At 68.5% G+C, this 13876-nt stretch carries 8 protein-coding genes; 7 read left to right on the top strand and 1 reads right to left on the bottom strand.

Going from position 1 to position 13876, the window contains the following annotated elements:
* Positions 1–1317: exodeoxyribonuclease V subunit alpha (recD, locus tag ACSAMQ_RS06950; protein WP_435394962.1), on the top strand; the 1317-nt coding region annotated here is incomplete at its 5' end.
* 1511 nt (positions 1318–2828) lie between these two features.
* On the opposite strand, the gene ACSAMQ_RS06945 is transcribed toward recD, so the two are convergent.
* On the bottom strand, positions 2829–3983 hold the full coding sequence (locus ACSAMQ_RS06945; protein ID WP_435394961.1) for a LysR substrate-binding domain-containing protein: 1155 nt from the start codon (positions 3981–3983) through the stop codon (positions 2829–2831).
* Between the two features lie 420 nt (positions 3984–4403).
* On the opposite strand from ACSAMQ_RS06945, the gene ACSAMQ_RS06940 reads away from it, so the two are divergent.
* The 6 genes from ACSAMQ_RS06940 to ACSAMQ_RS06915 all read left to right on the top strand — a co-directional run bounded on the left by ACSAMQ_RS06940 (position 4404) and on the right by ACSAMQ_RS06915 (position 13756).
* Positions 4404–4697, top strand: a complete 294-nt coding sequence (locus tag ACSAMQ_RS06940) for a DUF2798 domain-containing protein (RefSeq protein ID WP_435394960.1) — start codon at positions 4404–4406, stop codon at positions 4695–4697.
* Complete coding sequence (locus ACSAMQ_RS06935) at positions 4694–5635, top strand: SDR family NAD(P)-dependent oxidoreductase (protein ID WP_435394959.1); 942 nt, start codon at positions 4694–4696, stop codon at positions 5633–5635. Before ACSAMQ_RS06940 ends, ACSAMQ_RS06935 begins: the two co-directional genes overlap by 4 nt.
* Positions 5632–6849 (top strand): efflux RND transporter periplasmic adaptor subunit, encoded by a 1218-nt coding sequence (locus ACSAMQ_RS06930; RefSeq protein WP_435394958.1) that lies wholly within the window; start codon positions 5632–5634, stop codon positions 6847–6849. Before ACSAMQ_RS06935 ends, ACSAMQ_RS06930 begins: the two co-directional genes overlap by 4 nt.
* A gap of 260 nt (positions 6850–7109) precedes the next feature.
* Positions 7110–10277, top strand: a complete 3168-nt coding sequence (locus ACSAMQ_RS06925; protein WP_435394957.1) for an efflux RND transporter permease subunit — start codon at positions 7110–7112, stop codon at positions 10275–10277.
* Positions 10270–11721, top strand: coding sequence for an efflux transporter outer membrane subunit (locus tag ACSAMQ_RS06920; protein ID WP_435394956.1), 1452 nt, complete (start codon positions 10270–10272; stop codon positions 11719–11721). Before ACSAMQ_RS06925 ends, ACSAMQ_RS06920 begins: the two co-directional genes overlap by 8 nt.
* Positions 11722–12073: 352 nt before the next feature.
* Complete coding sequence (locus ACSAMQ_RS06915; protein ID WP_435394955.1) at positions 12074–13756, top strand: GGDEF domain-containing protein; 1683 nt, start codon at positions 12074–12076, stop codon at positions 13754–13756.
* The last annotated feature ends 120 nt before the right edge of the window (positions 13757–13876 follow it).

Below are 13876 nucleotides of genomic sequence, written 5' to 3'. Positions count from 1 at the left end.
ACCCACGACGACGGGGCCAGCGTCGACTACGCCGAGGCCGACCTGATCCTGGTGGCGGTGTCGCGGGCCGGCAAGACCCCGACCTGCGTTTATCTGGCACTGCATTACGGGGTGCGCGCGGCGGCTTTACGGCTGCGCGAGCTCGACGGCGTCGATGCGGCCTTGTGCGAGTCCTTGCCGGTCGAGGCGAGCACCCTGCACCGGCTGCTCGGCAGCGTGCCCGACAGCCCGCGCTTCATGCACGACGCCAGCCGGCCCTTGCCGTTCGACATCGTCGTGGTCGACGAGGCCTCGATGGTCGATCTGCCGCTGATGTGCAAGCTGGTCGAGGCGGTCGCCGATGGCGCCCGCCTGATCCTGCTCGGCGACCGCGATCAATTGCCCTCGGTCGAAGCCGGCGACGTGCTCGCCGCGATCGTCGATGCCGCCGGCGACGACGACGGGCTGCCGCCCGCGCTGGCCGAACGGCTGCGGCCGCTACTCGGCGAGGCGTCGAAGATCCAGCCCGACCCGACCCCGCTCGGCGCCTACCGCGTGCATCTGCGTCGCGGCTATCGCCAGGCCGAGAGCCTAGACCTGGCGCCGCTGGCCGAGGCCACCCGCGCCGGCGACGCCGACGCCGTGCTGGCGCTGTTGCGCGGCGGCCGCCTGGCCGGCGTGCAGTTCCACGAAGACGTGCACGACCCGCTCAGCGGCTCCGGCCGCGAATTGCTGCTGCCGACCTGGCGCGCGCTGGCCGGCACCATCGACCCGCTCGAAGCGCTGGCGCTGGCCGCGCGTTTGCGCCTGCTGACCGCGTTGCGCGACGGCGGCCAGGGCGCGGCGCCGTTGAACGCGCGCATCGAGGAAGCCCTGGCCGGCGCGCACCGCCCGCCGTACTTCCATGGGCGCCTGTTGTTGATCACCGAGAACAGCTACCGCCATGGCCTGTTCAACGGCGACATCGGCGTGTGCCTGCGCGCCGACGCGACCGCGCGTCCGCCCGGCGCGCGCGAGCACGACACCGGCGCCGCTACCACGGTGGCCTGGTTCGCCGGCGGCAGCGACGGCGCACGCGGCTTCCATCCCTCGGCCCTGCCGGCGCATGGCGGTGCGTTCGCGATGACCGTGCACAAGGCCCAGGGCTCCGAATTCGACAGCGTCTGGCTGCAACTGCCGCGCCAGGACGCGCGTCATCTGTCGCGCGAACTGCTCTACACCGGCATGACCCGCGCGCGGCAATCGCTGCACATCGCCGCCAGCGAACCGGTGCTGCGCCAGGCCTTGTCGCGGCACGCGGCGCGGGTGTCGGGATTGGCCTGGCGGTTGGGTGGGTGAGAGGGGCCGCGCACCTGTGTTGGTCCGTAATGGGTACCCGCGTCACTTTCAGGTCGCCCTGCGCTTAGAGCGGGTCTACGATTTTTGAAAAAAAGGGTGGTGGGGTGGCCTTTGCTCTTTTACTTTCGCCGTTGCCGTTGCCGTTGCCGTTGCCGTTGCCGTTGCCGTTGCCGTTGCAGTGCGTAGCTTCGCACTGGCGAAGACAAAAGAAGACCCAAAGGGCGGCCCGCAGGGATGCGGGCCGTTTTTCATCGGGACAAGGATGTCCCGTATGAAAAATCCCCGCGGATGCACCGCTCGTGCGGGCCCTTGATTCAAAGAAAAGCATTTTTCTTTGGTTACCTTTCTTTTGTTGCTTATGACAAAAGAAAGTAACCCGCTGCTTTAGTGGCGGAAGCTTTGGGTTTGATCTTGATCTGCATTTTTCGGATTGAGGCGCCGCGAGGCCGTCGCCGCGATGTCGCGGCTTGCGCCGCTCCTACCACGGCGAAAGCGCGCCGCTTCGATGAATGGCATCGGCGTTTTTGTTTCCGCGCGTCCCGCGGTCGCGGCTCACGCCGCTCCTACAGGAGAAGGTGAGCGCCGCGCTCCTGTTCCGCATTGCAGCTTTCGCTTTCGCTGTGCGCCGCCTCGCACTCGCGAAGGCCGAAGAAGACCCAAAGGGCGGCCCGCAGGGATGCGGGCCGTTTTTCATCGGGACAGGGATGTCCCGTATGAAAAATCACCGCGGATGCATCGAACGCGCGGGCCTGTGATTAAAAATAAAGCAACTTCTTTGGTTACCTTTCTTTTGTTGCTTTAGACAAAAGAAAGTAACCCGCCGCTTTAGTGGCGGAAGCTTTGGGTTTGATCTTGATCTGCATTTTCGGATTGAGGCGCCGCGAGGCCGTCGCCGCGATGTCGCGGCTTGCGCCGCTCCTACCCCGGCGAAAGTACGCCGCCTTCTACGAATGCCGATGGCCTCGTTATCTCTGCGCATTCCGTGGTCGCGACTCACGTCGCTCCTACAGGGATAGATTCATAGCGACATGCAGGTGCGGCGGCTCCAGGGTAGGAGCGGCGCAAGCCGCGACCGCGCGATTGGGGCTGTGCGACTCTGGCTGCAGGGCGTTGAAGCAACATCAAGGTCTAGGGCTTCCGTCCGCTGACGCGGCCGGGTTACTTTCTTTTGTCCAAAGCAACAAAAGAAAGTCACCAAAGAAAAGTGCTTTTCCCTGCAAGGGCACAAGCCCGCACGATCGATGCCGACGCAGGGATGCTCCAGACCGGCCATCCATGGCCTGCTTGCGCACGGCCCGCATCCCTGCGGGCCGCCCTATGGGTCTTCATTTGACCGGCAAAGCGAAGTCGCAAAGCAAAGCCGCAATGCAAGCGGATCAAAATCACGGCAACGGCAACGGCAACGGCAACGGCAACGGCAACGGCAACGGCAACGTGCAGCCTGGATGCGGCGTCGCGACGATGGCGCCGGTCCGGATCAGGTCGCCGCTAGGCTCACGCCAGCGCCACCCTCACACCAGCGCCGCGTCCTCGTCGCTCGGGGTGTCGTCCTTGCGCGCGACATCCCCGGTCGGCTTGGCGCTGCGCACCGGCGATTTGCCGCGTACGTCGACGGCTTCGGCGATCGCTTCGATCGCTTCCACCACCGGCACGGCGATGGTGCGCTGGTCGTTGGCTTCCTTGGCCAGGCCGTGGGCAAGCGCGGCTTCGGCTTCCTCGGAGGCCTTGCGGAAGCGCTTGGCGTCCGGGCACAGCACCTGCATGTAGTCGGCGTCGAAGTTCAGGCGCTCGACCAGGAAGTCGACGAAGGCCCGTACCTTGGGAGATTGCACCTGCCCGCGCGGGAACACCGCGTTGAACTCGTACTCCGGGCCGGTCCAGCCGGCCAGCACGCGCTGCACGTAGCCCTGTTCGGCGAAGGCCTTGACGGTGACGTCGGCGGCCAGCATCAGCGCCTCGCCGCACAACAGCGCGCCGCGCAGCGGGCCCGGGTCGTTGGCGACCATGACCGGGTCGATCACGTAGTCGACGTTGCGCTCGCCGTCGTTGAGGGTCCACACGTATTCGTTGTTGCGGCGCGACTTGGGCATCGCCAGGGTGCGGTGATGGCGCAGGTCGTCGGGGTGCAGGGGCTCGCCGTGGCGGGCCAGGTAGTTCGGGCTGGCGTAGATCTGGGTGCGGAAGACCGCCAGGCGGCGCTTGATCAGGTTGGAGTCGGGCAGGTCGCCGACCCGCAGGGCCACGTCGATGCCCTTGTCGATCAGGTCGACGGTGTCGTTGCTGAGGTTCATCTCGACCCGCACTTCCGGGTGGCGCGCGTGGAACTCGCCGAGCAGCGGCGCGATCCAGGTGATGCCGACCGAGTACGGGGCGGTAATGCGCAGCCAGCCGCGCGGGCCGCCCTGCAGCTGGCCGACCGCGCTCTCGGCCTCGGCCAGTTCGCGGGCGATGCGCTGGCAGTGCTCGAAGTACAGGTTGCCGGCCTCGGTCAGGCCGAGCTTGCGGGTCGTGCGATGCAGCAGCTGCGCGCCGAGCCGGGTTTCGAGTTCCTGGACCTTGCGGCTGACCGTGGTCTTGGGCAGGCGCAGGACGCGGGCGGCGGCGATGAAGCTGCCGCTCTCGACCACCTTGACGAAGATCAGGGTGTCGTTGAGATCGTGAGCCATGGGCGATGGCCTCCGTAGGGGTGTGGATCGAACGGGAGCCTGCCGCGCGCCGCGCCTTGCACCGGCGTTGCGGGGTTCCCGTCAGTTCAAAAACTCGGCGCCGAAAGCTGGACGCCCAAAACACGACGCATATAGCAGGTGCGGTTGCGGGTGACGGCTGTCATAGCGCCTTGCTGACCCCGCCCACTGCCTGGGCGGAACGGCGGCGGCGACAGTAACGGCATCGTCGCGGGCTGCGAGCAAGCTCGATCCCCGCGTCCCCCTCGTCCCTGCCGTCATGTCTGGGGCCGGTCACGGGGCATTCAAGGAGGCAGAGAGGGCATTGGCCCGATGTCGGGACAATTATTCCCTGAATCAGTGGCTAATCAAGTGCCGTCCGTCTCTCTACTCTTTGCCGCAGATCGACACGAGTCCCCCGCCATGTTGAGCCCCCGACAAGCCCGATTCGCATTTCTGCCGCTGATGCTGGTGGCCATGTCCGCCCTGATCGGGCTGGCCGTGGTCGTGTTCCGTCAAGGCCTGGCGCAAGGCGCCGAAGAGGCCTGGATGCTGGCCTGGGTGCTGGCCTTCATCATCGCGCTGCCTTCGGCCATGCTGCTGATGCCGGCCGTCAGCGCGGTGCTGGCGCATTACACCCGGGGTCATTCCGGCAATGACACTCGTCATGGGATCATCCCGATGACGGGAGAGAAAGTCCCGGGAGCGGGACAATGAAAGCCCCTTTGGTTGTACTCGGTGCCACCGGCGGTGTCGGTCGCGGGGTCGTCCAGGCCGCCCTCGACGGCGGCCGGCCGGTCATCGCGGTCGCCCGCCAGGCCAGCGAACTGAAAGTGCTCAAGGCCGCCTACCCCCACGCCGACCTGACCACGATCGCCGGCTCGGTGAGCAACGACCCGGCCGGCGCCAAGCTCGCCCGCGCCCTGCGCAAACTCGGCCGTCCCCTGGCCGGGGTGGTCGCGGCGGTGTGCGGCAGCGCCGAACGCGGCCGCCTGCTCGACAACCCGGCCGAGTTCCTGCGCCGCAAGCTCGACGAGGATCTCCTCCCCCACCTCGCCGCGGCGCGCCACCTGCTGCCCTTGCTGGCCGAACACGATCGCGGCGGCACCTACGTGCTGATCGGCGGTCCCGGCAGCGAGCATCCCTGGGCCGGTTACGGCCACCGTTCGATCGGTGCCGCGGCCCTGCGCATGCTCGCGCGCGTGCTGCACGATGAAGCGCGCCAGCTCGCGGTGCGGGTGCAACTGCTCGCGGTCGACACGCCGGTGTGCACCGAGTTCAACCAACGCAATGCCTGCCCGGAATGGCCGAGCGCCCTGTCGGTCGGCCAGCGCGCGCTGGCCCTGATCGACCACGACGCCGACAGCGAGCCGCCGCACGCGGTGGTGCCGTACGCCTCGCGCGTGGCGCCGCCTCCGCAGTTGCCGCCGCGCGCCGCGCGCGTCCCCCCAGCGCCCGCCAGCCGCTCGCCAGCCGGTGCCCGCGCCTATCCCACCACCGCCCGTCCCACCCCTAAATCGGCTTCAACCGATGCGTGTTCGCAAGATCCGGACAGCACCGCCGAGGAAACCGCGCAACGCTGTCTCCAGGACGCGCGCGCACTGTTGAAGTCGTTGACCTCCAAGAATCCCAAACAGGAACCCACCCCCCGATGAGCACCAGCAACTACTTCGCCCGTTCCGGCCGCGCCGGCGTCGGGCTCTCCGTGCTCGCGCTGGCCGCGAGCGTCGTCATTGCCCTGGCCGCGGTCGGTTGCGGCAGCCAGGCCGCCACCCCCGAAGGCGCGCCGCCGCCGCCGGACGTCAGCGTCGCCCAGGTGCTGACCAAGCAGGTCCGGCAGTGGGACGAGTTCACCGGCCGCGTCACCGCGGTGGAATCGGTCGAGCTGCGTCCCCGCGTCAGCGGCTACGTCGAGCGCGTCGCCTACCAGGAAGGCCAGGAGGTCAAGAAGGGCGATCTGCTGTTCGTGATCGATCAGCGCCGGTACCGCGCCGAGCTCAACCGCGCCCAGGCCGAACTGGAACGCGCGCGCGCCGAAGCGCGCCTGGCCCAGACCCAGGACAAGCGTGCCCAGACCCTGGTCGAGGCCAAGGCGATCTCGCGCGAAGAGTTCGAGACCCGCCGCGCCGCGACCACCCAGGGCAACGCCTCGGTCCGCGCCGCCGAAGCCGCGGTGGCCTCGGCCCAGCTCGACCTGACCTTCACCGAAGTGCGCGCGCCGATCAGCGGCCGCGCCGGCCGCGCCCTGGTCACCGCGGGCAACCTCGCCCAGGCCGACCAGACCCTGCTGACCACGCTGGTCTCGCAGAACCCGATGTACGTGTATTTCGAAAGCGACGAGCAGACTTACCTGCGCTACAACGAACTGGCCCGCAAGGGCGAGCGCGCCGAGAACAAGAACCCGGTCCGCATCGGCCTGGCCAGCGAAACCGGCTATCCGCACCAGGGCACGGTCGACTTCACCGACAACCAGGTCGACCCGCGCACCGGCACCATCCGCGCCCGCGCGGTGGTCGACAACAGCGACCGCATCTTCACCCAGGGCCTGTTCGCGCGCGTCCAGCTCGAAGGCACCGGCGACTTCAAGGCCATGCTGGTCGACGACAAGGCCGTGCTCACCGACCAGGACCGCAAGTACGTCTACGTGCTCGGCCCGAAGAACGAGGCGGTCCGCAAGGACGTCGTGCTCGGCCGCATGATCGACGGCCTGCGGGTGGTCAACTCGGGCCTGGCGCCGACCGACAAGGTCATCGTCCACGGCGTGCAGAAGGTGTTCTTCCCGGGCATGCCGGTGGCGCCGAAGACCATCGCGATGGGCGCGCCGGCACCGGCGCCGGCTGCGCCGGGCGCGGCGGCCGGGGCCTTGTGACCGACCGATGACGGACGCGCCGCGGCATCCGCCGCGGCGGCGCTCGAACACTCAGAAACCACGAAACCCCCAGGCCGCCGTCCCCGCGAATGCGGGCCTGCAGGCCTCCGGGCGAGAACGCTTGAAGTCTCCGGATTTCCGCCCGCGCGGGAACGACGGGCAAAAACGAGCGCTCTCATCGGGTTTCGGCAATCAAGGCCCGCGTCCCCACGGCGCGGGCCGGGAATCATGCGGCTCAACGCCGCGCCAAGGAATCCGTCATGGACTTTTCCAAATTTTTCATCGATCGGCCGATCTTCGCCGCGGTGCTGTCGATCGTGATCTTCGCCGCCGGCCTGATCGCGATACCGATCCTGCCGATCAGCGAATATCCCGAAGTCATCCCGCCCTCGGTGATGGTGCGCACGGTGTACCCGGGCGCCAACCCCAAGGTCATCGCCGAGACCGTCGCCACGCCGCTCGAGGAAGCGATCAACGGCGTCGAGGACATGATGTACATCAAGTCGGTCGCCGGTTCCGACGGCGTGCTGGCGATCACCGTCACCTTCAAGCCGGGCACCGACCCGGACGACGCGGCGGTGCGCGTGCAGAACCGGGTCAGCCAGGCGCTGGCGCGACTGCCCGAGGACGTGCGACGGCAAGGCGTGACGACCCAGAAGCAGGCGCCGGTGTTCCTGATGGTGGTGCACCTGACCTCGCCCAACGGCAAGTACGACACCCTGTACCTGCGCAACTACGCACGCCTGCACGTCAAGGATCAGCTCGCCCGCCTGTCCGGCGTCGGCGACGCGCAGATCTTCGGCGGCGGCGACTATGCGATGCGCGTGTGGCTGGACCCGGACAAGGTCGCCTCGCGCGGCCTGACCGCCGGCGACGTGCTGCGTGCCATGCGCGAGCAGAACGTGCAGGTCTCGGCCGGCCAGCTCGGCGCCGACCCGATGCCCAATAGCGACTTCCTTACCCTGATCAACGCCAAGGGCCGCCTGCAGAGCCAGGAAGAGTTCGGCAACATCGTGGTCAAGAGCGGCGCCGACGGCGAAATCGTCCGCCTGTCCGACGTCGCCCGCCTGGAACTGGGCGCCGGCGACTACAGCCTGCGCTCCCAGCTCGACGGCAAGAACGCGGTCGGCATCGGTATCTTCCAGTCGCCGGGCGCGAACGCGCTGCAGATCCAGGAGCAGGTGATCGCCAACATGGATCGCCTGTCCAAGACGTTCCCGGACGGCATCAAGTACGAAGCGGTGTACGACACCACCATCTTCGTGCGCGACTCGATCAAGGCGGTGGTCACGACCCTGCTGGAAGCGATCGCGCTGGTGGTGCTGGTGGTGATCCTGTTCCTGCAGACCTGGCGCGCTTCGATCATCCCGTTGCTGGCGGTGCCGGTGTCGGTGGTCGGCACCTTCGCCGCGCTGTACCTGCTCGGGTTCTCGATCAACACCCTGAGCCTGTTCGGGCTGGTGCTGGCGATCGGCATCGTGGTCGACGACGCGATCGTGGTGGTGGAAAACGTCGAGCGCAACATCGAGGAAGGCCTGACCCCGCTCGCGGCGGCGCACCAGGCGATGAAGGAAGTGTCCGGCCCGATCGTCGCGATCGCGCTGGTGCTGTGCGCGGTGTTCGTGCCGATGGCGTTCCTGTCGGGCGTGACCGGCCAGTTCTACAAGCAGTTCGCGGTGACCATCGCGATCTCGACGGTGATCTCGGCGATCAACTCGCTGACTCTGTCGCCGGCGCTGGCCGCGCGTCTGCTGCGCCCGCACAGCGCGCCCAAGGATGCGCCGACCCGTTTGATCGACCGCCTGTTCGGCTGGCTGTTCCGTCCCTTCAACCGCTTCTTCGCCTCGAGCTCGCAGAAGTACCAGGGCGCGGTTTCGCGCACGCTGGGCAAGCGCGGCGCGGTGTTCGTGGTGTATGCGGTGCTGCTGGTCGCGACCGGCCTGATGTTCAAGGTGGTGCCGGCCGGCTTCATCCCGCTGCAGGACAAGCTGTACCTGATCGCCGCGGTGAAGTTGCCGGAAGGCTCGTCGATCGCGCGTACCGATGCGCTGCTCAAGAAGGTCACCGACGTCGCCGCCAAGATCGACGGCGTGCAGAACACCATGGCCTTCCCGGGTTTGAACGCGGTGCAGTTCACCAACACGCCCAACACCGGCGTGGCGTTCCTGCCGCTCAAGCCGTTCAGCGAGCGCAGCCGCACCGCGGTGGAGATCACCGCCGAGCTCAACCAGAAGATCGCCGGCTTCCAGGAGGGCTTCACCTTCGCCCTGATGCCGCCGCCGATCCTCGGCCTCGGCAACGGCGCGGGCTACCAGCTGTTCATCGAAGACCGCAGCAACCTGGGTTACGGCGCCTTGCAGAACGCGGTCAGCGCGTTCCAGGGCACGGTCATGCAGACCCCCGGCATGGGCTATGCGAACACCACCTACCAGGCCAACGTGCCGCAGCTCGACGCCGAAGTCGACCGGATCAAGGCCAAGGCCCAGGGCGTGCCGTTGACCGACCTGTTCGACACCCTGCAGACCTACCTGGGTTCGGCCTACGTCAACGACTTCAACCAGTTCGGCCGCACCTGGCAGGTGATCGCCCAGGCCGACGGCTCGTTCCGCGACAGCGTCGAGGACATCGCCAACCTGCGGACCCGCAACGACCGCGGCGAGATGGTGCCGATCGGCTCGATGGTGACGGTCAAGCAGACCTTCGGCCCCGACCCGGTGCTGCGCTACAACGGCTATCCGGCCGCCGACATCGCCGGCGACGTCGATCCGCGCGTGATGTCCTCGGCGCAGGCCATGGACGTGGTCAAGGACGTGGCCGCCAAGGTGTTGCCGCACGGTATGGAAATCGAATGGACCGACCTGAGCTACCAGCAGGCCAGCCAGGGCAATGCCGCCTTGATCGTGTTCCCGCTCGCCATCCTGCTCGCTTTCCTGGTGCTGGCGGCGCTGTACGAAAGCTGGACCCTGCCGCTGGCGGTGATCCTGATCGTGCCGATGTGCATGCTGTCGGCCCTGGCCGGCGTGTGGCTCACCGGCGGCGACAACAACGTGTTCGTGCAGGTCGGCCTGGTCGTGCTGATGGGCCTGGCCTGCAAGAACGCGATCCTGATCGTCGAGTTCGCCCGCGAACTCGAACTGCAGGGCAAGGGCATCGTGGAGTCGGCTCTGGAAGCCTGCCGCCTGCGCCTGCGCCCGATCGTGATGACCTCGATCGCCTTCATCGCCGGCACCGTGCCGCTGGTGTTGTCGCACGGCGCCGGTGCGGAAATCCGCTCGGTCACCGGCATCACCGTGTTCGCCGGCATGTTGGGCGTGACCCTGTTCGGCCTGTTCCTGACGCCGGTGTTCTACGTCGCCCTGCGCAAGCTGGTCGGCCAGAAGCTGGTCTCGCACGGCGAACACACCCCTTTGGAGAAAGTCCATGCGTAAGTTGACCTTGCCCGCGGTGGCCGTGCTGACGCTCGCCCTGGCCGCCTGCGCCGTCGGTCCGGACTATGTCCGGCCGACCCTGGCCACGCCGGAAGCCTTCGCCCGCGCCGACGCGACCGCCGCCACCGACGGCACCGCCGCGGCCGATGCCAACGCCGAGTTCTGGCAGGGCTTCAACGACCCGCTGCTGACCCGGCTGGTCGAGGAGTCGCTGTCGGCCAACCACGACCTGCGCATCGCCCTGGCCAACTACGACCGCGCCAATGCGCTGCTGCGCGGCGCCAAGTTCGACCGCTTCCCGACCATCACCGGCAGCGCCAGCGGCAGCGAATCGCGTTCGAGCTCCGACCAGATGCCGGGCGCTTCCAACGCGGCGCGCGACAACGAGAGCTACAGCGTCCAGGCCAATGCGAGCTGGGAGCTCGACCTGTTCGGCCGGGTGCGCCGCAACATCGAGTCCGAGCGCGCCGAAGCCTGGGCCGGCGCGGCCGACCTGCAAGCGATGCAGGTGTCGATCGTCGGCGAGGTGGCGCGCAGCTACGTCGAGCTGCGCGGCCTGCAGGAACGCCTGCGCGTCGCCCGCGTCAACGCCGACAACCAGAAGGAAACGCTGCGCCTGGTGCAGGCGCGCTTCGACGCCGGCCGCGGCACCGAGTTCGATACCTCGCGTGCCCGCGCCCAGCTCGAGGCGACCCTGGCCCGGGTGCCGAACCTGGAAGCGCAGGTCGCGGTTACCCAGCATCGCCTCGCGGTACTGACCGGACAGACCCCGGACGCGTTGATCGCCACCCTCGACGAGGCCTCGGCCCTGCCGTCGTTGCCGGCGCGGCTGGATGCCGGCACCCCGGGCGAGCTGCTGCGCCGTCGTCCCGACGTCGCCGCGGCCGAGCACCGACTGCATGCGGCCACCGCGCGCATCGGCGTGGCCACCGCCGACCTGTTTCCGCGCTTCACCCTCAGCGGCCTGATCGGCTCGCAGGCGATCGACACCAGCGCGCTGTTCGAACGTGCCAGCGAAACCCGCCTGGTCGCGCTCGGCATCGACTGGTCGTTCCTCGACATCGGCCGCGTGCGCGCGCGCATCAAGGCCGCCGATGCGACCGCCGAGGGCGAGCTCGCCCGCTATCAGCAGAGCGTGTTGCTGGCGCTGGAAGACACCGAGAACGCGCTGGTGCGTTATGCACGGGCGCGGGTCGAGGACCAGCATCTGGAACGCGCCGCGCTCGACAGCGCCAAGGCCGCCCAGCTCGCACGCGTGCGCTACGAGGCCGGCGCCGCCGACCTGTTCGAAGTGCTCGACGCCGAACGCACCCAGTTGCAGGCCCAGGATGCGTTCGCCGACGGCCGCACCCGCAGCGTCACCGGCGCGATCGCGCTGTACAAGGCGATGGCCGGCGGCTGGCCGGGCCGCGAGCCGGTGCGCGAGGGCGTGGCCCGGCGTTGATGGTTCCCCTTGACCGACGATGAAGCGGGCGCGGCGGGGCTCCCTTCCCCTCTCATTCGCCGTGACCCGTCGTCGGTCTTTTTGTTCCGCTCCAGCCGGTCGCGCGACCGGCTGGAGTTTTCGTATGGGTTGCCAATGCTTTAGCTGGTCGTTCCGGCCTTCGCGGAATGACGGACCGGGATGACGGAGTGGCGGGGCACGGGGGCGTTCACCGCCGGGCTGCCCTGGACGCCGTCGCCAAGCCGCATCCGCCGTCGCCGAGCCCTCGACCGAGCGCCCTCCGCGGCTCATGCAGCCCCGCGCCGACTCGGGCTAGACTGCGCAGCTTCATGGTGCGGGAGCGGATCCGGGTATGCGCATGGGCCTGTGGGCGCTGCTGATCGCGTTGGCCTGCGCCTGTCTGCCGGCCGCCGCGCAGTCGCTGAAAGTCGAGGTGCTGCTGACCGACACCGACCTGCAGGCGCCGCCGGTCGGCGCGCCGGTGATCCGCCAGTTGGTCGCCGAGCGGCCCGACGAATCGATCCGTTTCAGCCTGCCGCGCCGCGACGAGGGCTATTGGCTGCGCCTGACCAGCCAGCGCGCTATCGGCAAGTACGAAGGCCAACTGCTGGTCTTGCGCGGTCCGCGCGCGATGGGCCCGCTGCTGTATTACCCGCCCGGCGCCGGTCCGCGCGAAGTCGAGGACGCCGAACACGGCGGCGTGCCGTTGATGCGCCGCGGCTGGGTGCTGGCCTTGCCGAACGGCTGGCCGCCATCCTCGGTCGCCTACCTGCGGATCAAGGGCCGCGCGGCGATGAGCGAGATCCGCCTGTCGTTCGCGAGCATTCCCGAGCTGGCCCGGCAGGAGCGCGGCGACGCCCGCTTCATGGCCGCGGCCTTCACCGCGATGATGCTGATGGCGGTGGCGATGGTCGGGGTGTGGGTCGCGTTCCGCGACTTCGTCTATCTCGGTTATGGCGCCTACCTGGCCTGCATCGCCACCTATCTGTTGCTGCTGTCCGGCGACGCTTCGGAGATGTGGGGCCTGGCCGGGCTGGCCAGCGAACCGGCGATCGGCTGGGCGCTGGCGACCCTGGCGACGATCTTCCAGCTCGGCTTTAGCCTGCGTTTCCTCGACCTGCCGCGGCTGATGCCGCGCACCGCCTGGGTGCTGCGCACGATCCAGTGGGCCAACATGTTCTGGCTGCTGGTATTGGTGATCCTGCGCGAGCATTCCTACGGCTGGTGGTACATCGGCGGCAACCTGTTGCTGCTGCTCGGCGTGCCGCTGATGCTGGTGATCGCGGTCGCGGCCTGGCGCAAGGGCGCGCCGTACGCCGGGTATTACCTGCTGGGCTGGACCCCGATGCTGGTGTTCGCCGCCGCGCTCGCCGCCAACGCGCTCGGCCTGCGCGATGCCGAGTGGGCCGAACGCGGCCTGGCCCTGACCGCGGTGCTGGAATCGGCCGTGCTCGCCCTGGCCCTGAGCCAGCATGCCGCCAACCGCCATCGCATCCTGCTGCTCGCGCGGCAGTCGGTCGAACGCGACCCGCTGACCGGCGCGCTCAACGCCCAGGTGCTGGAACAGATGCTCGAAGCCTGGTCCTCGCCCGGCAGCCTGAACGTCAATACCTACGGCCTGTTGCTGGTCGACCTCGACGGCTTCGGCGAGGTCAACGCGCGCTACGGCCGCGCCGTCGGCGACGCCCTGCTGCAGCAGGCCCTGTCGCGCATGCGCGGGGTGTTGCGGCCCGACGACACCATCGCGCGCATGGCCGGCGACTGCTTCGGCATCGTCAGCGAATGCGAGCGGGTCGAGTGCGAGCTGCTCGCGCGCCGCCTGGCCGACACCTTCGCCCAGCGCCCGTTCCGCATCGACGGTCACGAAATCACCATGAGCGTGAGCATCGGCCTGGCCATCTCGCAGCGCGGCGAGCAGGTCGCCGAACTGTTCGAGCGCGTGCGCCAGGCCTTGCGCAGCGCCACCGTCGCCGGCCGCAACGCGGTCAGCGTGGCTCAGGGACGCGATGTCGCGACGGCATTGCCGGCCGAGTGATCCTCACGCGGCGCTGACGCCGCTGAGCGCCGCGCCACCGGCATCTGAATACCGGCGCCTGCGCGACCGATCTTCACCTGCATTGCATCGCCAAGGGCCTAGCGTAGCGCCCATGGACGC

This window comes from Lysobacter sp. 1R34A (assembly GCF_051217035.1).
Taxonomy (GTDB): Bacteria; Pseudomonadota; Gammaproteobacteria; order Xanthomonadales; family Xanthomonadaceae; genus Lysobacter.
The sequence above is the reverse complement of the archived record's forward strand: the minus strand, read 5'-3'. Positions and strand labels throughout refer to the sequence as shown.

Coding starts and splice junctions, on each gene's coding strand:
- ACSAMQ_RS06940 (WP_435394960.1), top strand. CDS start 4,404: ATGTTGAGCCCCCGACAAGCCCGATTCGCATTTCTGCCGCTGATGCTG.
- ACSAMQ_RS06935 (WP_435394959.1), top strand. CDS start 4,694: ATGAAAGCCCCTTTGGTTGTACTCGGTGCCACCGGCGGTGTCGGTCGC.
- ACSAMQ_RS06930 (WP_435394958.1), top strand. CDS start 5,632: ATGAGCACCAGCAACTACTTCGCCCGTTCCGGCCGCGCCGGCGTCGGG.
- ACSAMQ_RS06945 (WP_435394961.1), bottom strand. CDS start 3,983: ATGGCTCACGATCTCAACGACACCCTGATCTTCGTCAAGGTGGTCGAG.
- ACSAMQ_RS06915 (WP_435394955.1), top strand. CDS start 12,074: ATGCGCATGGGCCTGTGGGCGCTGCTGATCGCGTTGGCCTGCGCCTGT.
- ACSAMQ_RS06920 (WP_435394956.1), top strand. CDS start 10,270: ATGCGTAAGTTGACCTTGCCCGCGGTGGCCGTGCTGACGCTCGCCCTG.
- ACSAMQ_RS06925 (WP_435394957.1), top strand. CDS start 7,110: ATGGACTTTTCCAAATTTTTCATCGATCGGCCGATCTTCGCCGCGGTG.